27 protein-coding genes are annotated in these 26,660 nt (G+C 68.3%); 16 read left to right on the top strand and 11 right to left on the bottom strand.

What is annotated here, in order from left to right; genetic code table 11:
* Positions 1-294 precede the first annotated feature (294 nt).
* Positions 295-984 (bottom strand): NUDIX hydrolase, encoded by a 690-nt coding sequence (locus AAW51_RS07605; RefSeq protein WP_047194122.1) that lies wholly within the window; start codon positions 982-984, stop codon positions 295-297.
* Between the two features lie 160 nt (positions 985-1,144).
* Between AAW51_RS07605 and AAW51_RS07600 the strand changes: the two genes are divergently transcribed.
* Genes AAW51_RS07600 through AAW51_RS07585 form a run of 4 tightly spaced genes read left to right on the top strand, consistent with a single transcriptional unit; the run spans position 1,145 to position 6,032 of the window.
* The gene (locus AAW51_RS07600; protein ID WP_047194121.1) at positions 1,145-2,014 is read left to right on the top strand and encodes a cysteine hydrolase family protein; all 870 of its coding nucleotides are present in this window, start codon (positions 1,145-1,147) and stop codon (positions 2,012-2,014) included.
* A 20-nt stretch (positions 2,015-2,034) separates the two neighbouring features.
* Positions 2,035-3,222: a nicotinate phosphoribosyltransferase gene (gene pncB, locus AAW51_RS07595; protein ID WP_047194120.1), complete on the top strand. Its 1,188-nt coding sequence runs from the start codon at positions 2,035-2,037 to the stop codon at positions 3,220-3,222.
* A 25-nt stretch (positions 3,223-3,247) separates the two neighbouring features.
* Entirely contained in the window at positions 3,248-4,948 is a 1,701-nt protein-coding gene (locus AAW51_RS07590; protein WP_047194119.1) for an NAD+ synthase, read from the top strand.
* Between the two features lie 10 nt (positions 4,949-4,958).
* A complete protein-coding gene (locus tag AAW51_RS07585) occupies positions 4,959-6,032 on the top strand; it encodes a bifunctional nicotinamide-nucleotide adenylyltransferase/Nudix hydroxylase (RefSeq protein WP_047194118.1) in 1,074 nt (357 codons plus the stop codon).
* A gap of 85 nt (positions 6,033-6,117) precedes the next feature.
* Here the strand turns inward: AAW51_RS07585 and AAW51_RS07580 are convergent, their stop codons facing one another.
* The 7 genes from AAW51_RS07580 to AAW51_RS27970 all read right to left on the bottom strand — a co-directional run bounded on the left by AAW51_RS07580 (position 6,118) and on the right by AAW51_RS27970 (position 14,430).
* Positions 6,118-7,149, bottom strand: coding sequence for an AI-2E family transporter (locus tag AAW51_RS07580; protein ID WP_169787993.1), 1,032 nt, complete (start codon positions 7,147-7,149; stop codon positions 6,118-6,120).
* A gap of 52 nt (positions 7,150-7,201) precedes the next feature.
* Positions 7,202-9,472 carry a putative bifunctional diguanylate cyclase/phosphodiesterase gene (locus AAW51_RS07575; RefSeq protein ID WP_053013415.1) on the bottom strand — a complete coding sequence of 757 codons (2,271 nt, stop codon included), beginning with the start codon at positions 9,470-9,472 and terminating at the stop codon, positions 7,202-7,204.
* A gap of 20 nt (positions 9,473-9,492) precedes the next feature.
* Positions 9,493-10,656: an FIST N-terminal domain-containing protein gene (locus AAW51_RS07570; protein ID WP_047194117.1), complete on the bottom strand. Its 1,164-nt coding sequence runs from the start codon at positions 10,654-10,656 to the stop codon at positions 9,493-9,495.
* Between the two features lie 38 nt (positions 10,657-10,694).
* The gene (locus AAW51_RS31100; protein WP_047194116.1) at positions 10,695-12,458 is read right to left on the bottom strand and encodes a methyl-accepting chemotaxis protein; all 1,764 of its coding nucleotides are present in this window, start codon (positions 12,456-12,458) and stop codon (positions 10,695-10,697) included.
* Positions 12,459-12,540: 82 nt separating this feature from the next.
* Entirely contained in the window at positions 12,541-13,002 is a 462-nt protein-coding gene (locus AAW51_RS07560) for a cache domain-containing protein (RefSeq protein WP_047194115.1), read from the bottom strand.
* A 237-nt stretch (positions 13,003-13,239) separates the two neighbouring features.
* Positions 13,240-13,785: a DUF4142 domain-containing protein gene (locus AAW51_RS07555; protein WP_047194114.1), complete on the bottom strand. Its 546-nt coding sequence runs from the start codon at positions 13,783-13,785 to the stop codon at positions 13,240-13,242.
* Between the two features lie 204 nt (positions 13,786-13,989).
* Positions 13,990-14,430: a hypothetical protein gene (locus AAW51_RS27970; RefSeq protein WP_053013414.1), complete on the bottom strand. Its 441-nt coding sequence runs from the start codon at positions 14,428-14,430 to the stop codon at positions 13,990-13,992.
* 198 nt (positions 14,431-14,628) lie between these two features.
* Here AAW51_RS27970 and AAW51_RS07545 point away from each other — a divergent pair, with 198 nt between their 5' ends.
* The 8 genes from AAW51_RS07545 to AAW51_RS07510 all read left to right on the top strand — a co-directional run bounded on the left by AAW51_RS07545 (position 14,629) and on the right by AAW51_RS07510 (position 21,780).
* Complete coding sequence (locus AAW51_RS07545; RefSeq protein ID WP_047194113.1) at positions 14,629-15,030, top strand: response regulator; 402 nt, start codon at positions 14,629-14,631, stop codon at positions 15,028-15,030.
* Between the two features lie 219 nt (positions 15,031-15,249).
* The gene (locus AAW51_RS07540; protein WP_047194112.1) at positions 15,250-15,621 is read left to right on the top strand and encodes a four-helix bundle copper-binding protein; all 372 of its coding nucleotides are present in this window, start codon (positions 15,250-15,252) and stop codon (positions 15,619-15,621) included.
* A gap of 35 nt (positions 15,622-15,656) precedes the next feature.
* Complete coding sequence (locus tag AAW51_RS07535; RefSeq protein ID WP_238947788.1) at positions 15,657-16,097, top strand: hypothetical protein; 441 nt, start codon at positions 15,657-15,659, stop codon at positions 16,095-16,097.
* A 14-nt stretch (positions 16,098-16,111) separates the two neighbouring features.
* Positions 16,112-17,446, top strand: a complete 1,335-nt coding sequence (locus tag AAW51_RS07530) for an erythromycin esterase family protein (RefSeq protein WP_047194110.1) — start codon at positions 16,112-16,114, stop codon at positions 17,444-17,446.
* A gap of 326 nt (positions 17,447-17,772) precedes the next feature.
* Entirely contained in the window at positions 17,773-18,543 is a 771-nt protein-coding gene (locus tag AAW51_RS07525) for an alpha/beta fold hydrolase (RefSeq protein WP_047194109.1), read from the top strand.
* Between the two features lie 45 nt (positions 18,544-18,588).
* Positions 18,589-19,353, top strand: coding sequence for an endonuclease/exonuclease/phosphatase family protein (locus AAW51_RS07520; RefSeq protein WP_047194108.1), 765 nt, complete (start codon positions 18,589-18,591; stop codon positions 19,351-19,353).
* A 94-nt stretch (positions 19,354-19,447) separates the two neighbouring features.
* Positions 19,448-20,725: a cardiolipin synthase ClsB gene (gene clsB, locus AAW51_RS07515; protein ID WP_047194107.1), complete on the top strand. Its 1,278-nt coding sequence runs from the start codon at positions 19,448-19,450 to the stop codon at positions 20,723-20,725.
* Positions 20,722-21,780: a lysylphosphatidylglycerol synthase domain-containing protein gene (locus AAW51_RS07510; protein ID WP_083438159.1), complete on the top strand. Its 1,059-nt coding sequence runs from the start codon at positions 20,722-20,724 to the stop codon at positions 21,778-21,780. Before clsB ends, AAW51_RS07510 begins: the two co-directional genes overlap by 4 nt.
* Positions 21,781-21,791: 11 nt before the next feature.
* Here AAW51_RS07510 and AAW51_RS07505 read toward each other — a convergent pair whose 3' ends face one another.
* Positions 21,792-22,013, bottom strand: a complete 222-nt coding sequence (locus tag AAW51_RS07505; RefSeq protein WP_047194106.1) for a hypothetical protein — start codon at positions 22,011-22,013, stop codon at positions 21,792-21,794.
* Positions 22,014-22,185: 172 nt separating this feature from the next.
* Here AAW51_RS07505 and AAW51_RS07500 point away from each other — a divergent pair, with 172 nt between their 5' ends.
* The 4 genes from AAW51_RS07500 to AAW51_RS07485 all read left to right on the top strand — a co-directional run bounded on the left by AAW51_RS07500 (position 22,186) and on the right by AAW51_RS07485 (position 25,480).
* A complete protein-coding gene (locus AAW51_RS07500) occupies positions 22,186-22,899 on the top strand; it encodes an extensin-like domain-containing protein (RefSeq protein ID WP_238947787.1) in 714 nt (237 codons plus the stop codon).
* Positions 22,900-22,957: 58 nt separating this feature from the next.
* Complete coding sequence (locus AAW51_RS07495) at positions 22,958-24,091, top strand: extracellular catalytic domain type 2 short-chain-length polyhydroxyalkanoate depolymerase (protein WP_053013413.1); 1,134 nt, start codon at positions 22,958-22,960, stop codon at positions 24,089-24,091.
* Positions 24,092-24,210: 119 nt separating this feature from the next.
* The gene (locus AAW51_RS07490) at positions 24,211-25,128 is read left to right on the top strand and encodes a LysR family transcriptional regulator (protein WP_047194105.1); all 918 of its coding nucleotides are present in this window, start codon (positions 24,211-24,213) and stop codon (positions 25,126-25,128) included.
* Positions 25,129-25,171: 43 nt separating this feature from the next.
* A complete protein-coding gene (locus AAW51_RS07485; protein WP_157359660.1) occupies positions 25,172-25,480 on the top strand; it encodes a hypothetical protein in 309 nt (102 codons plus the stop codon).
* A gap of 136 nt (positions 25,481-25,616) precedes the next feature.
* Here the strand turns inward: AAW51_RS07485 and AAW51_RS07480 are convergent, their stop codons facing one another.
* Positions 25,617-25,931: a hypothetical protein gene (locus AAW51_RS07480; protein WP_047194103.1), complete on the bottom strand. Its 315-nt coding sequence runs from the start codon at positions 25,929-25,931 to the stop codon at positions 25,617-25,619.
* A gap of 40 nt (positions 25,932-25,971) precedes the next feature.
* Complete coding sequence (locus AAW51_RS07475; protein ID WP_047194102.1) at positions 25,972-26,643, bottom strand: DUF502 domain-containing protein; 672 nt, start codon at positions 26,641-26,643, stop codon at positions 25,972-25,974.
* Between the last annotated feature and the right edge of the window lie 17 nt (positions 26,644-26,660).

Below are 26,660 nucleotides of genomic sequence, written 5' to 3'. Positions count from 1 at the left end.
CCCGCCGCCCGCCTGGACCCAGGCCACACATCACTGCCGGCGTCGACGCATGGGGCACATGGTCGCCTGGCGAGTGTGGTCTGCTACGGGCTGGCACCTGACACCGTACGCAGCGCCGCAAAGGCGCTGCGTCCATCCCGCGGTGAGAGCGCAGCAACCCCCGTTCGCCCGCACCGTCGATCTCAGCTGTTCGAGCGCGACCGGCGACGAAAAGCGCGTACCCACTTTCCTCTTGACCACCCCGGCGATCAGCGGTCGCGATGCGGAAACCTGACCGGTACAGCCGCCGCTCCTTCAGCCTCGCGCGTTGATGCCGCGGTCGACCATCGACAAGGCATGCCGGTACTCGGGCCGCAGCCGGTAAAGCTGTGCCGGACGGTGCGCGCGCCCGACCTCCAACTCACCGGGGATCGGCTCTAGCATCCCCAGCTCGTCCATCTTGCGGCGGAAGCTGACCTTGTTGATCGGCTCGCCCAGCACTGCCTCGTAGACGGCCTGCAACTGCGGCAGCGTGAAGCGTTCCGGACACAGATAGACCGGCAGCGACGAGTACTGGCTCTTGGCGCGCAAGCGCGCCACCGCTTCGCGCACGATCTCGCCGTGGTCGAACGGCAGCCGGGGCAGCCGTGCCACCGGCAGCAGCTCGACGCCGGGTGGGTCGGCCTGCAGCATCGAGGACGGCACCAGGGCGAAATAGACGACCGAGACCGACCAGCCGCGCGGATCTCGCGCCGGCCCTGAGAAGGTCGCGAGCTGTTCCAGATAGGGGCTGACGAGCCCGGTCTTCTCACGCAGCACCCGTGACGCTGCTGCAGCAGCGTCCTGGTCTTCGTCGGGCCGCACATAGCCGCCCGGCAGTGCCAGCGCACCCGCGAACGGCTCGCGGTCACGCTTGAGCAGCAACACGCACAGGCTGTCGTCGCGCAGCGTCAGCAGCACCACGTCGACGGTGCAGATGATCGGGTCTCCTTCGCGGCGTCGCATGCTTTCTTAAACCAGTTCGACAACTAAGCAGCTTATCAGCGTTCCACGTCCCTTCGGGTGCTCATCCGACACACCGACCGGGTTCATGCGCCACCACTTAGTTGCGTATTGCATCTAACTCCGGTATAGTGAAATGCATGTCATCACGCGGAGGCGCACCATGAAAAAAGACATCCAGCTGCTGCTCATCGACCCGCAGAACGACTTCTGCGACCTGCCCGAGTCCTACCGTCCGGCCGACCCGAAGTCGGGCAGCAGGCTCGCGCCGGCCTTGCCCGTGCAGGGCGCACACGACGACATGCTGCGGGTGGCCGAGCTGATCCGTCAGGGCGGCGCCGGCCTCACCGACATCGCGATCACGCTCGATTCGCACCATCGTCTCGACATCGCCCACCCGGGCTTCTGGCAACGCGCCGACGGGGGCGCGGTGCTCCCCTTCACCCCCATCACCGCCCCACAGGTGCGTGCCGGCGAGTTCGCTCCGCGCGACGGGCGTGCACTCGACCGTTGCCTGGGCTACCTCGACGAGTTGGAAGCCCGCGGCCGCTATACGCTGATGGTCTGGCCCGTGCACTGCGAAATCGGCAGCTGGGGCCACAACGTGCATGCCGAGGTGCGCGCGGCCTACAACGAGTGGGAGGAGCGGCACTTGAAGTCGGTGCTGAAGGTGGTCAAGGGCACCAACCCCTGGACCGAGCACTACAGCGCGGTGCAAGCCGAGGTGCCCGACGAGAGCGACCCCGACACCCAGCTCAACCAGGCGCTGATCGAGCAGCTCGACCGTGCCGACCTGATCCTGGTCGCCGGCGAGGCGAGCAGTCACTGCGTTCGGGCGACCACCGAACACGTCGTGGAGCACCTCCCCAGCCAACGCCTGGAACGGGTCGTGCTTCTGACCGACTGCATGAGCCCGGTCGCCGGCTTCCAGGCCCAGCACGACGCGTTTCTCGACGACATGCGCCGCCGCGGCGTGCGTCTGGCGCGCAGCGCCGAGCTGCTGCCGGCCCTGCTCGACAACGTGTCCCGCTGACCGCTTCCTGAAGGACCCACATGCAAGCCGTCATCCACAGCCTGCTGGAAACCGACCTCTACAAGTTCACGATGTGGCAGACGATGCTGCATCGCCACCCGCAGACGCAGGCCGAGTACACCTTCGTCTGCCGCAACGAGAGCGCCTACCCGCTGGCCGACCTGCTCGCCGATGTGCAGGCCCAGCTCGACCACCTGTGCAGCCTGAGCTTCCGTCCCGACGAGTTGGCCTATCTCGGCAGCCTGCGTTTCATCAAGTCGGACTTCGTCGATTTCCTGCGCATCTTCCGTTTCCAGCGCAACTTCATCGAGGCACGCGCCAACGGCCCGGTGCTCGAGATCGTCGCCCGGGGCCCGCAGGTGCACGTGATGGCCTTCGAGATCTACGTGCTGGCCATCGTCAACGAACTGTATTTCCGCCGCTTCGATGCCGGCCCGGCGCTCGGCGAAGGCCGGCGCCGGCTGCAGGCCAAGATCGAGCGGCTGCGCGAGTTCGGCCGCGAGCCGGCACGCCGCCACCCGTTCGAGTTCTTCGACTTCGGCGTGCGGCGGCGCTACTCGGGCGCCTGGCAGCGCGAGGTGGTGAGCACCTTCAAGCGCGAAGTGCCGGAATTCTTCAAGGGCACCTCCAACGTGCTGCTGGCGCGCGACCTGGACCTGGTGCCGATCGGCACGATGGCGCACGAGTACCTGCAGACCTACCAGGCACTGGGCGTGCGTTTGCGCGACTTCCAGCGTGCCGCGCTCGAAGACTGGGTGCAGGAATACCGCGGCGACCTGGGCGTGGCATTGACCGACGTGATCGGCATGGATGCCTTTCTGGCCGACTTCGATCTCTACTTCGCCAAGCTGTTCGACGGCTTGCGCCACGACTCGGGCGACCCCACCACTTGGGGCGAGAAGGCGCTGGCCCACTACGCCCGGCTGCGCATCGACCCGCACGCCAAACGGCTGGTGTTCTCCGACGCACTCGACTTCGAGAAGGCCTTCGCCCTGTACCGCCACTTCGCCGACCGCACCCAGCTGGGCTTCGGCATCGGCACGAATCTGAGCAACGACGTCGGGCTCAAGCCGCTGAACATCGTCATGAAGTTGACGCAGGCCAACGGTCAACCGGTGGCGAAGCTCTCGGACAGCCCCGGCAAGACGATGTGCGACGACCAGACCTTCCTGGCCTACCTTCGGCAGGTGTTCGGGGTTCGCGGTTGAACGGCTCAGCGTCAAGAGGAAGATCATGTTGAAGATGACCATTGCACAGCTCAACTACACGGTGGGCGACATCGAGGGCAACGTCGAGAAGATGATGGCCGCCGCGCGCCAGGCCCATGCGGCCGGCGCCGAGCTGGTCGTGTTTTCGGAGCTGTCGCTGACCGGCTACTACCCGGCCGACCTGCTCGACGAACCCGACTTCATGGCGCGGGTCGACCAGGGCCTGGCGACGCTGCAGCAGGCTTCCCAGGGGCTGCCGGGACTGCACTGGGTGGTGGGGGCGCCGGTGCCGGCGCGTGGCCCGGGGAAGCGGCTGCACAACATGCTGCTGGTGATCCGCGGCGGCGAGGTGGTGTTGCGATATGCCAAGCAGCTGCTGCCCACCTACAACATCTTCGACGAGCGGCGCCACTTCGAGCCGGGCCCCGACGTCGCCAAGGTGCTGCGCATCGGCGCCACCCAGATCGGCTTCATGATCTGCGAAGACGGCTGGAACGACGCCGGCCTCGACTACGGCATCAACCCGTTCGAGCGGATGCGCGACGCCGCGCCTGACCTGGTGGTGTCGATCAACGCCAGCCCGTCCAACATCGGCAAGCGCGAGCAGCGCCATCAAATTTTCTCGGCCGCCAGCCGCCGCCATCAGCTGCCGATCCTGTACGTCAACCAGATCGGCGGCCATGACCAGTTGGTGTACGACGGGGCTTCCTTCGCCGTCACGCCCGAGCAGGGTGTGGTGTTCGAAGCGGCCCGCTTTGTCGAGGACGTGACCACGCTCAGCTTCGAGGGCGGCGCGTTCCAGGCCGACAGCGGCGATGCTCTGCCCACCGTGTCGGCGACGGGCCTGCCGACGATGGAGTTCTACCGCGCCCAGATCGTGCTGGGCCTGCGCGACTATGCGCGCCGCTGCGGCTTCTCGAAGGTGGTGGTGGGCTCTTCCGGCGGCATCGACAGTGCGCTGACGCTGGCGCTCGCCGTCGAAGCGCTGGGGCCGGACAAGGTGGTGGGGGTCACCATGCCCTCGCGCTTCTCGTCGGCCGGCTCGGTGGACGACTCGGTGGTGTTGTGCCGCCAGTTGGGCATCGAGCTGCACACGCATCCGATCGCCGACATCGTGGCCCGCTACGCCGAGCAGTTCGAGACCACCTTCGGCCAACCGCTGCGAGGCCTGGCGCTCGAGAACCTGCAGGCGCGGGTGCGCGGCACGATCCTGATGGAGTACTCCAACAGCTACGGCCATCTGCTGCTGACCACCGGCAACAAGTCGGAGATCTCGGTCGGCTACTGCACGCTCTACGGCGACACCAACGGCGGCCTCGGCCTGATCGGCGACCTGTTCAAGACCGAGGTGTTCGCCTTGTCGCGCCATGTCAACGAGACGGCCGGGCGCGAGTTGATTCCGACCTCCATCATCGAGAAGGAGCCGTCGGCGGAACTTGCGCCAGACCAGAAGGACAGCGACAGCCTGCCGCCCTACCCGGTGCTCGACGAGGTGCTCAAGCTGTTGATCGAAGGTGAGCGCCTGCCGGCACCGGAGTATGAACACGCCGCCCGTTTCGTCGAACAGCTCCAAGTCAGTGCCGAAGGCCGTGCGCTGGTGCAGCGGGTGCGGGGCCTGATCGCCCGCAACGAATACAAGCGCCGCCAGGCACCCCCCATCATCCGTGTGCGCTCGCGTGCCTTCGGGACCGGGCGGCAGATGCCGATCGCTGCCAAGCACCTTTGAGGAGCGACCCATGCCCCAACACCCTCCGAGCCCGGCCTGCGACCTCAGCCTGCTGATCGGCCGCTTCCAGCCCCTGCACAACGGCCATCTGGCCTTGCTGCAGCAGGCCCTCGGGCTCGCACCCCGCTGTGTGGTCGTGATCGGCTCGGCCTTTCAGGCGCGCACGCCCCGCAACCCCTTCACGTGGCAAGAGCGGGCGCAGATGCTGCGCCTGGCGCTGCCGGAGGCCGACCGCGGTCGTCTGCATTTCCTGCCGGTGCGCGACTACTACGACGATACCCGCTGGATCGGCGCGGTGCGCGCCGGTGTCGCCCAGCTGCAGGCCGAGCAAGGCCTGCCGGCGCATGCCACGGTGGCCCTGGTGGGCCATCTCAAGGACGCCACCAGCGACTACCTCGGCTGCTTCCCGAGCTGGCGGCTCGAGCCGGTGCAGCGGGTCGGACGTGTCGACGGCCGGCACCTGCGCGACGTGCTGTTCGGCAGCGCGGGGCACGCCGTCGACGCCTCACTCGCGACGCTGGTCGAGCTGGCGCCGCCGTCCACGCTGGACTTCCTGCGCGCCTTCGCCGCCCTGCCCTTCTACGCCGAACTGGCAGAGGAATGGCGCACGTTGAAGCACTACAAAGAAGCTTGGGCCAGCGCGCCCTACCCGCCGGTGTTCGTGACGGTGGACAGCGTGGTGAGGGTGGGCAGCCATGTGTTGCTCGTCAAGCGCGGGCAGGCGCCGGGCAAGGGGCTCTACGCGGTGCCGGGCGGCTTCATCGAACAGCGCGAGACGGCCTACCAGTCGGCCTTGCGCGAGCTGAAGGAAGAAACCGGGTTGAGCCTGCTCGACGTCACGATGCGCCAATGTTTGAAGGCTGCCGTGGTGTTCGACCACCCCGATCGCAGCCAGCGCGGGCGCACGATCACCCACGCGCACTATTTCGATTTGGGCGAACGCGAACTGCCCGAGGTGCAGGGTGGCGACGATGCGGCGGGTGCCGAGTGGGTGCCCATCGAACGCCTGACGCAGATGGAAGACTGTTTTCTGGACGACCATTTCCACATGCTCGACCACTTTCTCGGGCTGACGCCACGCTGATGAGAGGTCGCGCGGCCGGCGTCATTGGACAACCTCCGTGCTGCGCACTCCGGTGCGAGCCCCCTTCGGGCGGCCGGGCGGGGGCTCATGCAGCCCGCCGCGCCTCGCTGTCCCGGCCCCGTTCGAGCACGCCACGCACCCACAGGTCCTCGACCAGCGACACAGCGACCACCATCATCGGCGTGGCCAGCACCGCACCGGCGAGCCCGAACAGCAGGCCGAAGATCACCACCGCCAGCAGGCCCAGCACCGGCGGCAGTTCAACCGCCCAGCGCTGCACCAACGGCGCCAGCACGTTGCCTTCGAGCTGCTGGATGGCGGTCAGCAGCAAGAACGCCTTCATCGCCATCTGCGGCCCCTCGACGAACCCGAGCAGCACCGTCAGCGCCCCGGCGACGATGGCGCCGAAGTACGGCACGAACTCGAGCAGCCCGGCGATGATGCCCAGCACCAGCGCGTTCGGCATGCCAATGGCCCACAAGCCGGTCGCCGCCAGCAGGCCCACGGCGAGCATCGCCAAGGCCTGCCCGACCAGCCAGCGATAGAGCCGGTCGCCGGCGTTCTGCAGTGCGGCATCGACCAGCTGGCGGTAGGCAGGCGGCAGCATGCGGATGAAGCCGTGGCGGTAGACCCAGGGATCGGCCGCGAGGTAGATGCCGATCACGATGGCCAGCGCCGCGGTCCCGACCGAACCGACGGTGAGGGAGGCCAGGCTCGCGACACTGGCCCATGGCAGGCCGCCGGCGATGAAGCTGTTCCAGCCGCGGATCAGCGACTGCCCGAACGAGTTGCCGTGCAGCCACTGCGACGCGGCGGTGACGGCTTGCGGCAGTGCAGCACGCAAGCGCTCGAACTGGTCGGCCATCGGTGCACCCAGCAGCGTGCCGCCGGCGACGGCGAGGGCCACCAGCAGTGCCAGCACCAGCAGCAACGAACCGCGCCGCGAGAAACCGATGTGCCGGCGCAAGGGCGCGCCCAGCGCCGTCAGGGTCACGGCCGCCACGGTGCCGGCGAAGAACAGCACGAACACCTCTTGCAAGCGCCAGACAAGCAAGACCAGCGCCACGATCAGGATCGCGATCAGGAGTTGGCGGACGAACAGCTGTAGAGCGGCCACGCCCCGCTGCAGCAATTGCCTTGCCTACCGACAAGGCCGCGCCTGCTTCGGCTCAACGCCCGCTTCGGGCCCCGTCACGGCCGCGTTGTTGCAGCAGTTGCGTGGCGGCGTCGGGCGGCAACGGACGGCTGTACAGATAGCCCTGCGCCACGTGGCAGCCCTGCGCGCGCAGAAACTCCGCCTGGGCCGGCGTCTCGACGCCTTCAGCCACCACGGTGAGCCGCATCGCCGAGCCGAGCGCGCTGATCGCCTGGACGATGGCCGTGCTGTCGCGTGCCGAGCCGATCTCGCGCACGAACGAGCGGTCGATCTTGAGCGTGTCGATGGAAAACCGGTTCAGGTAGGCGAGCGACGAATAGCCGGTGCCGAAGTCGTCGATCGACACCCGCATGCCCTGCGCCTTCACCCGCTCCAGGATGCCGGTGCTGAGGTCGGCGTCAGTCATCAAGCCGGTCTCGGTCAGCTCCAGTTCGAGGCAGGCCGGGTCCATGCCGGCCTCGCGCACGATGCGCAGCACCTGGTCGACGAAGTCGGGCTGGCGCAGCTGCCGCACCGAAATGTTGACGGCCATCTGCACCGGCGCATGGCCGGCGTCGACCCATGCGCGCCACTGACGGCAGGCGGTGCGCAGCACCCAGTTGCCCAGCTCGACGATGGAGCCGGTCTCCTCCGCGGTGGGGATGAAACGGTCCGGGCCGAGCAGGCCCAGCTGGGGGTGCTCCCAGCGTACCAGGGCCTCGAAGCCGACGATGGCCTCGGTCTGCAGATCGAACTGGCCCTGATAGTGCAACCGCAGTTCGCCGCGTTCGCCGGCGCTGCGCAAACGGCTTTCGAAATCGAGCCGGTCCTGCGCCTGGACGCCCAGGTCGGAGCGGAAGAACTGGTGGTTGCCCCGTCCTTGCTCCTTGGCCAGGTACATCGCGGCGTCGGCGTGCTTGAGCAACGTGTCGACATCCTCGCCGTCGGCCGGAAAGAACGAAATGCCGATGCTGGTCGCGCTGTACAGCTCCTGGCCGTCGACCACAAACGGACGGTGGAAGGCCTTCAGGACCTTGCGCGCCACCGCATCGACCGCCTCCTGAGAGGCCCCGGGCAACGCCACCGCGAACTCGTCGCCGCCCAGTCGCGCGACCAGGTCGGTCCCGCGCAGGCACCATTTGATGCGCCGCGCCACCTCTTGCAGCATACGATCGCCGGCGCTGTGGCCCAGGGTGTCGTTGACCGACTTGAAGCGGTCGAGGTCGAGGAACATCACCGCCACTTGCGCCGCCTTGGCACGTGCGAGCTGCAACAGCTCGCCCAGCCGTTCGCCGAACTGGTGGCGGTTGGCCAGCCCGGTCAGCCCGTCGTAGTTGGCCAGGTAGTGCAGCTGCTCGTGCGCGCGGCGGCGCTCGGTGATGTCTTGCACCACTGCGACGAACACGGCCGGGTCCTCGCGCTGCGACAGCTGCAGGTGCATCGCGACCGGATAGGTCGTGCCGTCGCGGCGCCGCAGTTCGGTCTCCAGGCGCAGTTCGTCTTCGCGGCCGGCGTGTAGGGGCCGCAGCAGGCGGCGGAACTGCCCGGGCGTGAGCCCGACGACGATGTCCGACGGCTGCATCTCGCGCAACTCGTCCTGGCTGTAGCCGAGGTTGCGCTGCGCGCTGCCGTTGGTTTGCACGAAGCGCAGGCTCTCGGCGTCGAATAAATAGATCTCGTTGGACGAGCTGTTGAGGATGTGGCCGAGTCGCGAGATCAACTCGCCGGTGCGCTTGCGCTCGGTGATGTCGCGGAAACACCAGACGCGCCCCACCGTCTTGCCTTCCATCCGTTGCGGCGTCGAATACAGCTCGAACACACGGCCATCGAGGCAGGTGATCTCTTCCTCGAGTTGGGTCGACGGCTCATAGGCCAGGGCACTGAGCCGGCGCACGAAGCTGTCGCCGCGCACCACCTGGCTCCCGAGGTGGCGCAGCAGTGCGAACGCCAGGCCGGCACGCGCCAGGTCTTGCGGTATGCGCCACAGCACGCGGAAGCGCTCGTTGTAGTCGACCACCCGCCCTTGCGGATCGACCACGACGATGCCGTCGGCGGTCGAGTCGAGCGTGGCGCGCACCAGCGACAGGCTTTTCTGCAATTGCTCCTGCGCCAGCTTCAGGCTGGCGGTGCGCTCGCCGACCTTCTGCTCGAGGGTCGCATTGGTCTTGAACAGGTCATACGCACCATGCTCGGCCTCGCTGCGGTCCTCCGCGGCCTGCATCAGCACCGCATTGGTTTTCTCGAGCTTGCGCACGCGGTCTTCCAGCGCTCGGATCACGGCATCTCGGTCGAGGTGGTCGTTCATCGCGTGCAGCCCTGTGCGTCCTAGCGTGCGCGTCCGATGGCCACTGCCGTCAAGGTCTGGTTGATGTGCATGGAGTTGTACTGTTCGCCGTAGGTGCAGAAGCCGACCGCGTTGTGGGCAGCCATCACGGCGCCCGCCTGGGGCACGATGGCGTGCTCCCGCATCTCGAAAAAGCGCAAAACGCAGTCGCAGGCGATCAACAGCTCGGGCTCGCCGATCTGGCGGGTCACGGCGGCGAGACGCTGGGTCAGGCCTTCGATGAGGTCGGTCGCCTGCGACACCGACAACACGACGCCGGTGTCGATGGCACAGGCGAAGGTCAGGCTCTGCTCTTCGCCGAGCCAGGCGATCGCGCGGGGATAGTATTCGCCGCGCCGCATCACGCCGACCGGGTAGCGGGCGAAGGTGTTGACGTCGATCCTGTCGAGGTCGACCCCGATCAGGCGCGCGTATTCCACCGCCGCGCGCTCGCCGTTGATCTCGCGCACCGAGCGGGTTTCCGGGTCGGCGTCGGTGATCACCATCTTGATCGGGCTGGGCACGTAGCTTTCGGTCTTGAAGACCACGAAAGGCCGCGTGGTCGACACCAGCATGACCACGGCGGCATCGCGATGGAAGGCTCCGTCGTGCAGGACGTAAGGCTCCAAGCCGGGCTCGAGCCCGTCGCCGGCCGACCCACCGAACAGCTCGATGTCACCCAGCGCGTTGTGCAGCGAGTGCGTGACCCGTTCTTCACGACGCGAGTTGCCATCGATCAGCAGGAAAGCGAAAGTGTTCTCGCGGGTCGGCATGCGGCTTTTACGAGCCAGGTCGCCGAGCAGCGATTGGACGATCAGCTCCCCCTCGCTGGAGACGTAATCCTGCAAGCCCTCGATCGCCCGCAAAGACACCGAGAACTCGCGCGCCGACAAACTGAAACCGGTCAGCGAGTCGACTTGGTAGCCGCCGGGCCCGATCTCGGCGCCGGTGGTACAGCCGACCACCGGTGTTTCGCCGAAGCGCTCCCGCAACGCCCGCGCCAGCGCGTCGCGCGGGTACGACGGCGAGCAGAACACCACCACCAGAGCGAGCCCCGGCCGCCAGATCTGCTCATGCAGATCGGCGGCCGCTTGCTCGGCGCTGGATGCCGTACTCGCCCCCCTGAGAACGGCGGGGCCGAGGTCGATGGAAGTCGAGGTGCTCATGACGTCGATGCCGGGTCAGTGGGTGGGTGGACGCGGGTTCAGAAGGTCTCCCAGTCGTCGCTGCCGCTCGCCACCGCGGTGGCGGTGGCCGGCAGAGCTTGGGGGGTGGCGGCAACGGTCGGAGCCGGCGGCTGCACCGGGGCCGCCTTGGGGGCGGCGGCGACCGGCGGCGTGCGCGGTGCGGCTGCCACAGGCGGCGGCACGACAGCGGCCGGGCGCTTGTCGACCAGCGCGCGGGCTTGCACCCCGGCCTCACGTGCCAACTTGAACGAGCCGACCACCTCGGCAAGCCGGTGTGCCTGGTCTTTCATGCTCTCGGCGGCCGCTGCGGACTGCTCGACGAGGGCAGCGTTCTGCTGGGTCATCTGGTCGAGACGACCGACGGCGCTGTTGATCTGCCCCAGGCCGTCGTTCTGCTCGGCCGTGGCTGCCGTGATCTCGCCCATGATGTCGGTCACCCGCTGCACCGAGGCCACGATCTCGGTCATCGTCGCGCCGGCGTCCTGCACCAGGCGGGCGCCTGAGTCGACCTTTTCAACGCTCGCGCCGATCAGGCTCTTGATCTCCTTGGCGGCCTGCGCGCTGCGTTGCGCCAGGTTGCGCACTTCGCCGGCCACCACCGCGAAACCGCGGCCTTGTTCGCCGGCGCGAGCGGCTTCCACCGCCGCGTTCAGCGCCAGGATGTTGGTCTGGAAGGCGATGCCGTCGATCACGCCGATGATGTCGGCGATCTTCTTGGAGGCCGAGTTGATCTCTTCCATCGTCGTGACCACGTCGGCCACCACCTTGCCACCGCGCGCTGCCACCGCAGAGGCGGACGACGCGAGCTGGTTCGCCTGCCGCGCCGCGTCGGCGGACTGCCGCACGGTGCCGGTCAGCTGCTCCATCGACGACGCCGTTTGCTGCAGGCTCGAGGCCGCCTGCTCGGTGCGGGCGCTCAGGTCGTGGCTGCCCGAGGCGATCTCCGACGACGCGGTGCTGATGCTGTCGGTGGACGACCGGACCGACCCGATGACGCTGCGCAGGCTCGCCGTCATCTTGCCCAAGGCTTCGACCAGGCGGCCGATCTCGTCGCGCGAGGTCGCTTTCACCTCGATCGTCAGGTCTCCGCGCGCCACGGTCTCGGCGACATGCACGGCTTCGGCGAGGGGCCGGGTGATGGCGCGGCTGACCAGCCAGGCGCAGACAAAGGCGCCCAACACGCCGAGCGTGCCGGCCAGCAGCATCACCGCCTTGGAGCGCTCCGCCCGGGCGTTGATCTCGTCCATCGCCTGCTTGGCGACTTGTTTCTGGGTCTGCGCGAATTCGTTGATGACCGCGCGGCGCTGTTGCGACAGCGGGTCGACTTTGCTGGTGATCAAGGCCACCGCGTCTTGCGGCTGGAAGGCCAGGGCCAGTTGCATCGCCTTGGTGCTGAGCGGCGCCGTCTCGTCACGCAGCTGCCGCACACGCTGCAGCGCGCTCTTCTCGGCTTCGGACGTGCTGGTGGCGACCAGTTCATCGAGCGCTGCGACGAAACGGCTGTCGGCCTCTTTGGCGCGCGCCTCGTCCTGTTGCATCACGGTCGGATCGCTGGCCAGGCCGATGTTCCGGATGGCGACGTCGTACTGCATGCTCTGGTCGCGCATCTCGGCGGCCACGGCGAAGCGGGCGGTGGCGCTTTCCAGGTTGTGCTGGATCAGCGCCTGCGTGCGCACGGCGCCGAGGTGGCCGACGCCGGCCAGGACGGCCAGCAGCAGCGCCATGAACCCGAAACCGAGCGCCAGGCGTTGCTTGACGGTGATAGAGGAAAGGAACTTCATTACAGGCCCACGGGTAAGGGCCGACGCCAGGGCGCAAGGACGCACAGACTGCGCCCTCCCCCTGGCATCCGGCTGCCGGGAATTACTTGTAGATGCCGACTGCGAAGCCGATGTCGCCCGCAGGCTCCACGTAGGTGGTCTTGGCTTCGATCTGCTTGGTCACCGGGTTGGGCCACTTGTAGTCGACCCAGCCGCTCTTGCCGCTCTTGATGACCGCAATCAGTTCTTGCGCGAACAGCTTGCCGTCGGCGTCCTTGAGGTTGAGCAAGGGCTTGCCGATCAGGTTGTGGTTGGCGCCGTGGGCGGTGACGTTGCCGGCGGTGTTCAGCACGAACACATACATGTCACGGTCGATGAACTGACCGTTCTTGTTGTTGATCTCGGCGTAGGTTTTCTCCTGGCCTTGCGCCGCATACATCGCGGCCGCCTTCTTGGCCAGCGCGATGGCTTCGGGCTTGGTGCCGCTGTCGGCCGCGACGGCGGAGCCGGCGAACATGAGGCCGAACGCGAGGCCGGCGGTGAGTTTCAGGACGGTTCGTTTCATGGGTCACTCCATCAGGGAAGGCGTTCCCGCGCGCGGGAACGCGGACAGCGGTGACATGTCCGCCGTCTTCTTCAGGAGATATCGGCCCGTCCTGGCAGGACTTGATGAGGATCGGAGACTGGGAGTAGCGCGGTGTTCGTGAAGCCGTGCACGTTTGATGCCTCGCGGTGGGGCGCGAGGAACGCGCGGTTCTGCGCCGGGGCGGGCCGCCCGCCAGGCGGGCGGCCCGCCGCAAGATCAGGGACGGGACGCGGCGCCCTCGCCCTTGCCCGCCTTCACGGCGGCGTTCAGGTCCTGCGCCTGCTTCAAATGATGCTGCAGCGCCGGCAGCGTCTTGGCCGCGAATGCCTTCACCTCGGGGTCCTTGGCCTCGGTCGCTGCCTTGTTGAAGAGCTTGATGGTGTCTTCGTGCGCGTCGACGCCCATCTCGTCGGCATAACGCTTGTCGAAACGTTCGCCGTCCATCGCCCCGAGCACCTTGGTCTTGCCCTTCTGCATCGCGGAAGGCTCATTGGGCAGTTCCACGCCTTTGGATGCGGCGAGGGCCTTCAGTTCGTCATTGACTTTGGTATGGTCTTCGACCATTTGCGCAGCAAAGGCCTTCACCTGCGGATTGCGTGACTTGGTTTGCGCAATCTTGCTGCTCTCGACCTCGGCATGGCCGTTCTGCGCCGCCTGCTTGAGGAAGGCGACATCGGGTTTCTGCAGTCCCTGCGCTGAGGCGCCGGTGGCCATGCACAAGGCGGCGGCGACCGCACCGAGACCGAATCTGATGTGTTTCATGCGTCCTCCTGCCAACAAGGGCTCACGAGCAACCTGGCGCACGACACTTGCGCCGGCGCCTGGTTCATCCGGGAGCCCTGGGGGGTGTGAAAGCCGCGCCTCGGTGACGGGCTGCAAGGCCCCCGGAGCGCGGCGATGGGGCCGACCCGCGGTGCCGCGGATCGGGGCGACGGACCCGGGAAGCCGGGTCCGTCGATACGCTGGTCAGCGGTTGGTGGTGCCGGTGCCGGCCGCGGGGGCACCCGAGGCCGCGCTGTCGGGCGACGCAGCGCCGGTCGCGCCCGTCGTGCCCATCGTGGTACCCGCAGCGCCACCCGTCGTGCCGCCGCCGGTGCCGGTGGTACCGGCGTCCATGCCGCCGCTGCCGGTGGTGGCGCCGGTTCCGGCCCCGGTCCCGGCGGCGCCGGTGCTGCCCGTACCGCCGGTACCCGCCGCGCCGGTGGTGCCCGTCGTCGCATCGGTGCCACCGGTGGTGCCGGTGGTGCCGGCAGCGCCCGTGCCGCTGGTCGAGCCGACGGTGCCGGTCGTGTCAGCCTGGGCGACAGGATCGGCGGGTTGTTCGTCCTGGCGACCGCACGCGGACAGGCCCATTGCAGCGGCGGCAGCGAGGGCGGTCAGTTTGAGGGTCAGTTGTAAGCCTTGCATGTCGTACTCCTTGAAGATGGCAAAGTAAAGGGCACAGGGTCAAACGCGGGCCCGGGGCCGGCGCGGTCCATCAGCACGAGGCGACGAACTCCTGACTCAACCTCACCGGCAGTCGGCGTGCCTGCACCCGCCAAGGTCGGCACCGCAACGGCCGCAGGGGCGCTCGAGCAGGGCCCCGGAATTGCACTGGAGCCAAGCATGGAGTTTCTCGTTGTCGAGGATGACCCGGTCAGCCGAACCCTGGCGGCCGGCATGCTGAAGGCCCTCGGCTATGCCGTGCGGACGGCTGCCGACGGCATGGAAGCCATCTCGCAGTGCCGCATGCGGGCGCCGGACGCGGTGCTGATGGACGTGCAGATGCCCGTGATGGATGGCTTGCAGACAACACGCGAGCTGCGCCGCCTTCAGGGGGCGGGTCACCTGCCCTGGTTCCCCATCATCGTCGCCAGCGCGTTCTACACACCGGCCGATCGGGCCGCGAGTTTCGCGGCGGGTGTCGACGGCTTCGTCACCAAGCCCCTGATGCTGGCAAAACTGGGCGCCGAGGTGTTCCGCGTGGCGCAGCGCAGCCGACCCGGCGGGCCGTCGGCAAGGCCGTGACGGACCGGGCGGGTGCCGCACGCGGCAAGTAACTCTGAGTCGGCCACGGCGCTCTTTGCCGCAATCGCCTCCGGCACGCCCTGCGGGCACGGCGGGCCGTGGCCGGCCCGTTTCGACACTTCGCGGGCGTTTCGGGCGCGCGGCTTGCCGCGCTTGGCGACAGGCGCGGAGCCGATCTACGGTGCCCCGCGCCAGCCCCACAACCGATACGGAGACGCCATGCCTCAGCAACACACCGCCTGCATCGAAGCCTGCTACGCCTGCGCCGACGCCTGCGACCACTGCGCAATTGCGTGCCTGAGCGAGGACGACCCCAAACACTTGGCGAAGTGCATTGCGCTCGACATGGATTGCGCACAGGCTTGCCGAATGGCAGCCTCCTTCATGGCGCGCGGCAGTTCGTCCGACAGTGCCGCTCTGGCCTTCTGCGCCGACCTCTGCGACAGCTGCGCCGAGGAATGCGAGCAGCACGACATGGCGCATTGCCGGGCCTGCGCCCAGGCGTGCCGCCGCTGTGCTCAGGAGTGCCGCCGCCTGTCCGACCATGTGCCGCGTGCGACAACGCCGGCAGGCACCCACGCCGCCCATTGAGCTTGCCGGGAGCGCCCCGGAACGGCGCTTGCTCGGTGTTCTGGCCCCGCGCGCTGCCGGCGGTCACGCCCCGGCCCGCGGGCTTCGGACTGCCGGCCGTCGCGCAGTCTTCACTTCATCCATTCATCGCTGCTCACTGCCAGGACATCATGCAACTCAATCAAGTCAGGGAACGCTTCGAACAGATCGAACTGTGCATCGACGACGCGGCGCTCGCCTGCCGCTCGAGCGGCTACGCACCGCAGGAAGTGAAGGAATACGTCGGTGAGCTCGACCGTCGCTCCGACCAACTCAAGCACGCGATGCAGCAGGCGCAGGACCCGGCGACGATCCGCGAATACCTCGATTCGCTAGATCAGGTCGGCGAACGTGTCATGGAAGCCTGCCGGAATGCGCGCCACGTCGACCCGCAGTTGCGCACGGCGATTCAGGAGGCCCGGCTCGAGATCGCGGCGCTGAAACGAGCACTGCACTGAGCCGGCGAGGCAGCATGACGGCGGACCGGAAGGTGTTGGAGCAACTGCGGCGCCACGTCCGCCCGTTGCGCGACCTGGACGACGTCGCCCCCTTGGCCGAAGCCATCGGCGACGCCACGCTCGTGCTGCTCGGGGAAGCCACGCACGGCACCCACGAGTTCTACCGGATGCGTGCGCGGCTCACGCGCCGCCTGGTCGAGGCGCACGGCTTCGACGCTGTGGCGGTCGAGGCCGACTGGCCGGATGCCCTGCGCGTGAGTCGTTATGTGCAGCGGCCTTCCGACGACGCGGATGGGCGTGCCGCCCTCGGCGGCTTCGAACGGTTTCCGCGCTGGATGTGGCGCAATGAAGACGTGCTCGACTTCGTCGAGTGGCTGCGTGGACACAACCAGGGCATCGCGGAGCCTGCCGCACGGGTGGGCTTCTACGGACTCGATCTGTACAGCCTGCGGGCCTCGATGGACGCCGTGCTGCGATACCTGGCGCACGCCGACCCCGACGCGGCCGCCCGCGCGCGTGAACGGTACGCCTGCTTCGACCATCTGGCCGAAGATCCGCAGCGTTACGGCTATGTGACCAACTACGGTTTGCGCGACGATTGCGAGCGCGAGGTGCTGCAGCAGTTGCGCGAACTGTGCAGCCGGGGCGCGGCGCAGGGCAGCGGCGAGCCCGGCGTCGACGAGTTGTTCTACGCGCAGCAGAACGCCCGGGTGGTGCGCAATGCCGAGCATTACTACCGCACCATGTTCCAGGGCCGCTCCGACTCGTGGAATCTGCGCGACACCCACATGGCCGACACCTTGCAAGCCCTGCAATCGCACCTGGCGCGGCTGCGTGGTCGGCCGGCCCGCATCGTCGTATGGGCCCACAACTCGCACATCGGCGATGCGCGGGCCACCGACGTGCGACACGACGGACAGGTGAACCTGGGCCAGTTGATGCGGGAGCGGGCACCCCACGAGACGTTTTTGCTGGGCTTCACGACGCATACCGGCCGGGTCGCCGCCGCATCGGACTGGGACGCGCCGGTCGAGCACAAAACCGTGCGGCCCTCTCGGGCGGGCAGCGTCGAGCGCCTGATGCACGAGGTGGGCTTGCCGTTGTCCTGGCTCCCCCTGACAGGCGACGAGGAGTTGCGCCGGGCCTTGCACGGGCCCTACCTCACGCGCGCCATCGGCGTGATCTACCGCCCCGACACCGAACTGCTCAGTCACTATTTCAAGACCTCGGTCGCCGAACAGTTCGACGCCCTGGTGCACGTCGATCACAGCCGCGCCGTGCGTCCGCTAGACGACGCGCAGCTCTGGGAACACAACCCCGAACCCGAGACCTACCCGTCCGGCATCTAGTGTCCGGTCTTGTCAATAGGGACATCGTGACAGGCGGCTAGCGCAGGGCCGGCGGGTGGGAGGCCAGCACCGTGCGCACGGCTCTTGCGTCTTGTGGGCGTGGGGCAGCGCGAAACAAGCATCGAGGTTCGCCCTGCGGCTCACCCTGCGGATGCCAGGCGTGTCCCCCGCGCGCCGCGGTCGGCAACCGCTGTCGGCGCATTCCGACACCTCTGTGGGAGAGCCGGGAGTCGCCACAGCAGGGCGGCCTCCATAGCATCGAGGCGTTTGCAAGACAGACGGGCCAGCGTCCTGGCCTTTGCTGTTGCTGTGAAAAAAGGAAAGCCATGATCCCCCGCGCCGCTCCTTCTCTCGCGCTGCTCTGCCTGGAGCCCATGCGGGCCGCGTTCGAGTTCGCCGCCAGCCATTTCGCGCGTCACGACGAGTTCCCCGGCGGCGACGGCCACCCGGTGATCGTGTTCCCGGGGCTCGCCGCCGACATCGGCGCGCTGGGGCCGCTGTGCCGCTTCTGCGCGAATCTCGGCTACGACGCCCGTGATTGGGGTCGCGGCGTCAACACTGGCCCGCAGGGCGGCCTGGACGACTGGCTCGACGATTTGTGCGACGACGTGCTGGCCCACGTGCGCCGCACCGGGCGCAAGGTCAGCCTGGTGGGCTGGAGCCTCGGGGGCATTTATGCACGCGAGGTGGCCAAAAAGATCCCGAAGGCGGTCCGCCAGGTGATCACGCTCGGCTCGCCGTTCGCGGGCGACGACCGGTCCGACGCCGGTTGGCTGTGGCACCTGCTGTCGGTCGAGCCCGCGCTGGGCAAGCCTCTGCTGCGCGAGCGGCTGCGACGGGCGCCGCCGGTGCCGACCACCTCGATCTACAGCCGCACGGACGGCGTCGTCGCGTGGCAGTGCTGCATCGAGCCCGAGGCGCCGCAATGCGAAAGCATCGAGATCAGCGACGCGAGCCATATCGGGCTGATCTGGAACACCAAGGTGTGGCGCGTCGTGGCGGACCGCCTGAGCCAGCCCGAGCACCGCTGGCGCCCTTATTCAACCCGGCCCGAGCGCGAGGCCGATTTCGCACTCGACGCCGACGGCCTCGGCTGACGGCACCGGCCTGCTCCTTCGACCTCCAACGCTTCGAAAGCGCCGATGTCCCAGAACCCTCCCACCTTGACGGTCCGCGTTCTGACGGTGAACACCCACAAGGGCTTCAACGCCTTGAACCGCCGCTTCATCCTGCACGAGCTGCGTGAGGCAGTACGGCACGTGTCGGCCGACGTCGTGTTCCTGCAGGAGGTGCTGGGCACGCATGAAGTTCATTCGGCCAAGGTGCAGAACTGGCCGGAGGCGCCGCACTACGAATTCCTGGCCGACGAGATGTGGAGCGATTTCGCCTACGGCCGCAACGCTGTCTACCCCGAGGGCCACCACGGCAACGCGGTGCTGTCGAAGTTCCCCATCCTGCGGCACGAGAACTGCGACGTGTCGGTCGAGGGACCGGAAAAGCGCGGGCTGCTGCACTGCGTGCTCGACGCGCCCGCGGTCGGCCAGGAGTTGCACGTGGTGTGCGTGCACCTGGGCCTGCGCGAAGCCCACCGGCGCGAGCAGTTGCGGCTGCTGTGCCAGCGCATCGATCGCTTCGTGCCACCCGAAGCGCCCTTGGTGATCGCGGGCGACTTCAACGATTGGCGGCTGCAGGCCCACGCCCAGCTGCACGGCTGCGCCGGGCTGCGCGAGGTGTTCGTCGAGGCCCAGGGGCAGGCGGCCCGCACCTTCCCCGCCCGTTGGCCACTGCTGCGGCTGGACCGCATCTACGTGCGCAACGCCAAGCTGGCCCGTCCGATCCCCTTGCCGCCCCATCCCTGGCGGCACTTGTCGGATCACGCCCCGTTGGCGGCGGAGATCATGGTATGAGCACCCGCCCGGCCGTCCGAAGGGGCTCGCACCGCAGTGCGCAGCACGGAGGCTACCGAATGAGCACCCCCCCGGCCAGCACGAAGGATACGTAATGACCGAGCGACACCTGCCCGACTGGCGAGACGGCAACCGGTTCGAGCTGCTCGAAAACGGCGAGGAGTTCTTTCCGCGCGTCTTCGAGGCGATACGCTCGGCACACCGCGAGGTGCTGGTCGAGACCTTCATTCTGTTCGACGACAAGGTGGGGCAACAGCTGCGCGAGGAACTGATCGCCGCAGCCTCGCGCGGCGTGCAGGTCGACCTGACGGTCGACGGTTATGGCTCGCCCGACCTGTCGGTCGAGTTCGTTTCCGGCATGACGGCGGCCGGCGTGCGCTTCCATGTGTTCGACCCCAAGCCCAAGCTGCTCGGGCTGCGCACCAATGTCTTCCGTCGCCTGCACCGCAAGCTGGTCGTGGTGGACGGGCAACTGGCCTTCGTCGGCGGCATCAATTTTTCGGTCGAGCACCTGTGGGAGTACGGGCCGGCGGCCAAACAGGACTATGCGGTGGCGGTGGTCGGGCCAGTGGTCGCCGACATCCACCGTTTCGCGGTCGACGCCATCGGTGAACGAACCGCGTCGCGCCGCCGCCGCGCAAAGGCGCCCGCCGGCGTGCGGCAAGGTGCAGACGTCGGCCCCGGTCGCGCGACCTTCGTGACGCGCGACAACCGCGAGCACCACACCGACATCGAGCAGCACTACTTGTTCGCGATCCGGTCGGCCCGCCGGCGCGTCTGGATCGCCAACGCCTATTTCTTCCCCGGCTACCGGCTGCTACGCGAGTTGCGCCGGGCGGCGCGCCGCGGCGTGGAGGTGGCCTTGATCCTGCAGGGCGAGCCTGACATGCCGATCGCCAAGAACGCCGCCCGGACCCTCTACGACGGCCTGCTGCGCGACGGCGTGCGCATCTACGAATACTGCCAGCGTCCCTTGCACGGCAAGGTGGCCGTGGTCGACGACGAGTGGGCCACCGTGGGGTCGAGCAACCTCGACCCGTTGAGCCTGTCACTCAACCTCGAGGCCAACCTGGTGATCCGCGACGCTGCCTTCAACGCCGAGCTGGCCGGTCGCCTGCAACGATTGATCGACCACCACTGCCAGCTGATCTCGGTCCACGACCCGGCCTTCGAAGTCAAGCGCTGGCACCAATGGGCGGGCTTCCTCGTCTACCACTTCCTGCGACGCTTCCCGGCCTGGTCGGGCTGGCTGCCGGCGCACAAGCCCAAGCTGGAACTGGTGACGCCTCCGCCGCACCAGCCTCCGGCCGACCCACCGGTGCGCAACGCGCACCAGCAACCGGCGACGAAAGGTGCCGGCTATCTGCCATGAACACACTGCATTCCAAAGCGTTCCAAGCCCACCACCGCCCTCCCTCGCGCGACGAGGGCCGGGACCAGCCCGACCGCCGCCAGCCGACCGAGGACGGCCGCAAAGCCGGGCGCTGGGCGCTGGTGCGCAAGCTGCTCACCTGGGCCTTCTTCGCCCTGGTGGCGGGCCTGCTGGTCTCGCATGCCCGGTCGGTGGACTGGAGCCAGGTCTGGGAAACGCTGAAGGCGTACCCCGCCACGACGCTGGCGCTGGCGGCGGCTCTCGCCGGCGGCAGCTATCTGCTGTACAGCACCTTCGATTTGATCGGCCGCGCCTCTACCGGCCACCGCCTGCGCACCCCGACCGTGCTGTCGGTCGCATTCATCAGCTATGCCTTCAACCTCAACCTGGGCGCGCTGGTCGGGGGTGTCGGTTTTCGGTATCGCCTCTATTCACGGCTGGGGCTCGACAAGGCCACCATCACCCAGGTGCTGGGCTTCAGCGTGTTGACCAACTGGTTGGGCTACTTCGCCCTGGCAGGCGGCGTGTTCACGCTCGGGCAGGTGGAGGTGCCGGCGCAATGGAAGATCGGGCCGCAGGGGCTGCAGCTGCTCGGTCTCACGCTGCTGGGTCTGGTGCTGGCCTACCTCGCCGCCTGCGCCTGGTCACCGCGGCGCGACTGGAGCGTGCGCGGACACGAGTTGCGGCTGCCGAGCCTGCGCACGGCGTTGCTGCAGGTCGTGCTGTCGTCGGTCAACTGGCTGACGATCAGCTGCATCGTGTATGTCTTGCTGCAACAGAAGGTGGCTTACGGCCTGGTGGTGGCGGTGCTGATGATGGGCGCCGTCGCCGGCGTCCTGACCCACATTCCGGCGGGCCTCGGCGTGCTCGAGGCGGTGTTCATCGCGCTGCTGGGCGGACAGGTCCCGCAAGGCCAACTGCTCGGCGGGCTGCTGGCGTACCGGGCGGTCTACTACCTTGCGCCACTGGCCGTGGCGGCCTTGCTGTACGCGCGCATCGAGGCGCAAGCGAAAAAGGGCGCAGCGGCGCCAGCAGCGCGCCCTGGCGCCGGCTGAGGGCGCGGACCTTACTGCTTGGTCGCCGAGAAGGGGGCGACGACGCCAGTGCTTTCCGCCAGTTCGGCCAGCATGGCACGCGCCACCGGGTTCAGCGACTCATTGTGCGAGGCCGCCTCCAATGCCGATGCGAAGATCGGCATGTTGGCCTTCGACGCAGCGGCAAGGGCCAGCAAGGACTGGCGCCAGACTTGCTGGAGGATGTCTAGGGTTTCGGTTTGGGTGGGGTTCATCGACTTCTTGGGGGGTGGGGGACAAGCGAATGGTCATTCTGCCGGCGCGCGCCGCCGTCACAAGTATCACGCGTTAACACGATGGAGATGAGCAGTTCCTGTACCTGCCGGACGCTGCAGGCGCGTCGCCCGCCTTCGCACCGCGTCGACGCGGCCGCAAGGACAGGCAAACGTGGCTAAGGCCCTGTCGTTTTTGCTCGGGCTGGCCCTGCTGCTAGGGATGCTGGTGGCGGCCGGCGCGTATGCGCTGCGGGAAGGCCACGTCGTGGTGCCCGCTCACTGGCGGCCCTGGGCAGCGGTGACCCTCACCGAGCCGCCGGGGCCCTTCACACGCTTCAAGCTCGCGCGCCTCGAACGCGACCCCGCACTGTGCCGCTCGGTGCTCGCGACCACCCCGCTGGTCTGGCGGCCCCTGCCCGACACGCCGCGGCGCGGGGACTGCGGCTGGCGTAACGCGGTGCAGATCAGCGCCACCGAATCCATGGTAAAGCCGCCCTTTCCGCTCTCCTGCCGGGCGGCCGTGGCGCTGGCCCTGTGGGAGCACCACGTCCTGCAGCCCGCCGCCCAACGCCACTTCGGCATGCCCGTGCGGCGCATCGAACACCTCGGCAGCTATGCCTGCCGCAACGTCTACGGCCGCGACACCGGCCCGCGCAGCCAGCACGCGAGCGCCGACGCCCTCGACATCGCCGGCTTCGTGCTGCAGGACGGCCGGCGCCTGCGGGTGCTGCGCCACTGGGACGAGGCCGGGCCAGCGGGCCGTTTGCTGCGCGAGGTGCACCAGGGCGCGTGCCGGTACTTCGACGGTGCACTGGGGCCCGAGTACAACCAGGCGCACCGCGACCACCTCCACCTCGATCGCGGCGGCCCCCATGTCTGCCGCTGAAACTTGCCCTAGGGGCAGGGGCGCTCCGGGCCGGCTGACGGCGCCATGGCTCGCCGCCGTGGTCGCCGCGGTCGGCAGCGGTGTCCGGGCAGCCGACGAATTGCCGCCGCTCGGAGTCGACCGCGGCAGCGTCACCATCTCCGGCCTGTCGTCCGGCGGCTACATGGCGGTTCAGATGCTGGTGGCCCATTCGGCCAGCATCGCGGGCGCGGGGCTGGTGGCAGCCGGCCCCTACGACTGCGCCGAGGGACAGGTCCAGCATGCCCAGGGCCGCTGTCTGGGCCGCGGGGCGATCCCGACGGCGCGGCTGGTGGCCGCGACGCGGCGGCGCGCCGCCGCGGGGCTGATCGACCCCGTGCGGCATCTGACGCGCGCCCGGGTTTACCTCTTCTCGGGCCGGCTCGACACCGCGGTGCCGACAGCCGTCACCGACGAACTGCAGCGCTACCTGCTGCAATGGATTCCGCCGCGCCATATCCGCTACCGCAAAGACATCGACGCGGAACACGGCATGGTGACCGACGACCACGGCAACCGCTGCGACCAGCGCGGCGGGGCCTACCTCAACAACTGTGGCTTCGACCTCGCCGGCGAACTGCTGCAGCACCTGTACGGTGGGCTCGCGCCGCGTCGCGTCGGCGCCTTGCAGGGCCGGCTGCTCACCTTCGATCAGACCCCTTATCTGCGCGACCGCGGCTTCGGGCCGACCGGCTGGCTGTTCGTGCCACCCGGATGCGCGCCGGGCACACCAGCCTGTCGACTGCACGTGGTGCTCCACGGTTGCGGACAGAACCCGGCCCAGATCGGCGACGCCTACGTGCGCCACGCCGGCTACAACCGGTGGGCCGATACCAACCGGATCGTCGTGCTCTACCCGCAGACGGGCGACACCGCGCCGATGGCCTGCTGGGATTGGTGGGGCTACACCGGGTGGCACTACCCGGTGCAGCAGGGGCTGCAGATCACGGCCTTGCGGTCGATGATCGAACGGCTCGCCACACGCGACCGCCGTTGCTATAGCGCCACGCTTTGGGAGCACCTGCGGGCGGGGCGGGTCGGCGTTGTGTGGGGCCGGGTCTACGCCCGCGGTTCCCAGCGGCCGCTGGGCTGGTTCTGGCCCACGGCCCGCTACGACCTGGTCGAAACCGGTCCGCAGCGCTACGAGCCCAAACCCTGTCGCACCTCCCAGTGAGAACGGCCTCTCACCTGCCACCGTTAACAGGTCATAAAGAGTCCTTAACGAACGACGATCAGAATCCCGTCGGCCGACGGGCGCTGCGAGGCGGTGCCGGCGTTGCACAGGAGATGTTGATGGATCGTCTGACTTCCATGCGGGCGTTTGCGAAAGTGATCGATGAAGGCGGCTTCGCGGCCGCGGCACGGGCGATGGACGTGTCCGCCGCGGCCGTCACGCGGTTGATCGCCGACCTCGAAAACCACCTCAAGGTGCGCCTGATCCACCGCTCGACCCGGCGACTGGCCCTGACCGACACCGGCCAGGGCTACCTGGAGCGTGTGCGCTCCATCCTGCAGCAGTTGGAGGAGGCCGAAGCGCAGGTGGACGCCGCCGTGCGCCAGCCCCAGGGAGAACTGAAGATCAGGCTGCCGGCGGCCACGCTGGCCCGGCAGCTGACGCAACACCTGCCCCTGCTCCGGCGCCAGTTTCCCGAACTCAGCCTCAGCTTCACCGTTGCCGGCTCGGAATCGACGGCAGACGCCGGCTGGGACGTGGCCCTGCTGCTGGGCGGCGACGCACCGCCGCCGGGCCTCGACAACGAGGCCGTCGTGCGAGCGCTGGCCCGAGGTGCCGGGTTGCTCTGCGCGAGCCCGGCCTATGTGGAGCGCCTGGGCATGCCGCGACATCCGAGCGAATTGGCGCAGCACCAGTGCCTGCTTGCCGCCCCCGGGGACGCAGCCGGCCGAGTCCGCTGGGCGTTGCAGGGCCAGGGCGAGACGGTCGAACTGGAAACCAGCGCCGCCTTCAGCTCGGCCCATCCCGACACCTTGTACGCCGCCGCATTGGGCGGGCTGGGCGTGGTCGGCCTGCCGGCCGTGTTGCTGGAAGACGCGCTGGCAGAAGGTGCGCTGGTGCAGCTGCTGCCGCAGTGGCGCACCCCCACCTTCACGCTCTATGCCGCCATGCCCTCGCGCAAGTTCGTGCCGAGCCGCACGCGCGCCTTCATGAACTTTTTGGTCGAGGCCTATACGGCGCCCGCCTCGGCGATGTAGGAAGACTCCGACGCGCGCGTCAGACGGCCTCGGCTTCGCACGCTTGTCACGCAGCCCTAGCATCCTCGACGTCATTCACAAGAACAACGCCGAGCGTATCCACCACATCATGGCAAGACCCAACAGCGGCAAGTACCTCGTCCTCGTCGGACCCAAAGACGCGCCGCGCGCCCTGCTTTTTGGATCACAACACAACTATCTGGCCGAGCTGGAGCATGACAGCCTGGTGATCGATGACCTGATCAAGGCCGGCGCGCCCTGTCCTCCCCCGGAACCGCTGACGCGCAGCGCCGGCGTGCCGCACCCGATCGATGCGGAACAGGCCGAGTGCTACCAACTCGCCGACTGGTGACACACACCAGCGCCTTGCGCGCTGTCGCCGGCCCCTGTAGCTCCGGCGGCATTCCTGCTTCCATACGCAAGAACTTCGAGGCCCCTGCGGGGGCCTGGGCCGACGCTGCGGTACCAGCAGCCGCAAACTGCCCGAACTAATCGACCACCTCGATCACGGTCCAGTCGAGCTGGCAGCCCGTATCGGGCTCGCGCGCCGCTTCCAGCAGGATGCCGGTGCCGCGGGCCCCTCGCTGGACGGTCGCGGGATTGAGTCCGTGCAGCACGACGGCGGCCCCGAGGTCGTTGGCGATCAGCAGTTGCGCGTCCCCTTCGTGCACCGCCACGGGCCCGTCATGCCAGCGCAGCGCGCGGGCCGGATCGTCGGCCAGCCAGCGAGCGTCGCGTAACTCGAAGTTCGCTTGACGCTCGCCGGGAAGATGAAGTGTCCCCAACACCAGACGTGATGGCATGCGATGTCTCGAGAGTTGCCTTTGCCCGGCAAGCAGCAAGTCATGTACCGCCCGCCACCTCACGCCGGGCGAGCGACGGGATGTATTGCGCGGCCGAGACCCCCATCGACACATAGATGCTGGTCACCCCTTCCACGCCGATGTCGGCCGGCTCCACCCACTCCACAGGCACGAACAGCAGCCCCCCGCCCACGGGAACCGGCGCCGTCGGCACCAGCACCGCGAAATAGCGCCCGTCCGCCAGTTGTAAGGGCTCGGGTGTCGACAACAGGGCCAGCACGGCAGCGCCCCCCCGGCCGCCGAAATGGCACCACACCGGGCTCATCGAACTCAGCCCGTCCTTGTTGCGCTCGGTGAGCAGCGAGATCAGGCGTTTGATCACGTCGTAGACGGTGCGCACCACGGGGATGCGCAGGACCAGCTGCTCCAGGCCGTGCCGCAGGCCCTTCTGCAGGCCGGACTCGACCAGCAAGCCCAATCCGAAGACGCAGGCCGACACCACCAGGATGCCCAGCAGGTAGGCAATCACCTCGGAGCCGGCCATGCCGACGCCGAGCGCCACCAGCACGCTGCCCAGCAAGCTCTGCGGGCCGATCCAGCTGTACAACAGGCGCGCCACCCAGGCCAGCATGATGGCCGTGACGGCCAGCGGCGCGACGGCGACCAGCCCGGTCAAAAAGGTCGTCAATAGCTTGCGCAAGCGGTTCTTCAATCACATCTCCTGAAACG

This window comes from Caldimonas brevitalea (assembly GCF_001017435.1).
GTDB lineage: Bacteria > Pseudomonadota > Gammaproteobacteria > Burkholderiales > Burkholderiaceae_C > Caldimonas > Caldimonas brevitalea.
Note: the sequence above shows the minus strand (reverse complement) of the source record. Positions and strands in the feature narration are given on the sequence as shown.

Coding starts and splice junctions, on each gene's coding strand:
- AAW51_RS07605 (WP_047194122.1), bottom strand. CDS start 984: ATGCGACGCCGCGAAGGAGACCCGATCATCTGCACCGTCGACGTGGTG.
- AAW51_RS07600 (WP_047194121.1), top strand. CDS start 1,145: ATGAAAAAAGACATCCAGCTGCTGCTCATCGACCCGCAGAACGACTTC.
- pncB (WP_047194120.1), top strand. CDS start 2,035: ATGCAAGCCGTCATCCACAGCCTGCTGGAAACCGACCTCTACAAGTTC.
- AAW51_RS07590 (WP_047194119.1), top strand. CDS start 3,248: ATGTTGAAGATGACCATTGCACAGCTCAACTACACGGTGGGCGACATC.
- AAW51_RS07585 (WP_047194118.1), top strand. CDS start 4,959: ATGCCCCAACACCCTCCGAGCCCGGCCTGCGACCTCAGCCTGCTGATC.
- AAW51_RS07575 (WP_053013415.1), bottom strand. CDS start 9,472: ATGAACGACCACCTCGACCGAGATGCCGTGATCCGAGCGCTGGAAGAC.
- AAW51_RS07570 (WP_047194117.1), bottom strand. CDS start 10,656: ATGAGCACCTCGACTTCCATCGACCTCGGCCCCGCCGTTCTCAGGGGG.
- AAW51_RS31100 (WP_047194116.1), bottom strand. CDS start 12,458: ATGAAGTTCCTTTCCTCTATCACCGTCAAGCAACGCCTGGCGCTCGGT.
- AAW51_RS07560 (WP_047194115.1), bottom strand. CDS start 13,002: ATGAAACGAACCGTCCTGAAACTCACCGCCGGCCTCGCGTTCGGCCTC.
- AAW51_RS07555 (WP_047194114.1), bottom strand. CDS start 13,785: ATGAAACACATCAGATTCGGTCTCGGTGCGGTCGCCGCCGCCTTGTGC.
- AAW51_RS27970 (WP_053013414.1), bottom strand. CDS start 14,430: ATGCAAGGCTTACAACTGACCCTCAAACTGACCGCCCTCGCTGCCGCC.
- AAW51_RS07545 (WP_047194113.1), top strand. CDS start 14,629: ATGGAGTTTCTCGTTGTCGAGGATGACCCGGTCAGCCGAACCCTGGCG.
- AAW51_RS07540 (WP_047194112.1), top strand. CDS start 15,250: ATGCCTCAGCAACACACCGCCTGCATCGAAGCCTGCTACGCCTGCGCC.
- AAW51_RS07530 (WP_047194110.1), top strand. CDS start 16,112: ATGACGGCGGACCGGAAGGTGTTGGAGCAACTGCGGCGCCACGTCCGC.
- AAW51_RS07525 (WP_047194109.1), top strand. CDS start 17,773: ATGATCCCCCGCGCCGCTCCTTCTCTCGCGCTGCTCTGCCTGGAGCCC.
- AAW51_RS07520 (WP_047194108.1), top strand. CDS start 18,589: ATGTCCCAGAACCCTCCCACCTTGACGGTCCGCGTTCTGACGGTGAAC.
- clsB (WP_047194107.1), top strand. CDS start 19,448: ATGACCGAGCGACACCTGCCCGACTGGCGAGACGGCAACCGGTTCGAG.
- AAW51_RS07510 (WP_083438159.1), top strand. CDS start 20,722: ATGAACACACTGCATTCCAAAGCGTTCCAAGCCCACCACCGCCCTCCC.
- AAW51_RS07505 (WP_047194106.1), bottom strand. CDS start 22,013: ATGAACCCCACCCAAACCGAAACCCTAGACATCCTCCAGCAAGTCTGG.
- AAW51_RS07490 (WP_047194105.1), top strand. CDS start 24,211: ATGGATCGTCTGACTTCCATGCGGGCGTTTGCGAAAGTGATCGATGAA.
- AAW51_RS07480 (WP_047194103.1), bottom strand. CDS start 25,931: ATGCCATCACGTCTGGTGTTGGGGACACTTCATCTTCCCGGCGAGCGT.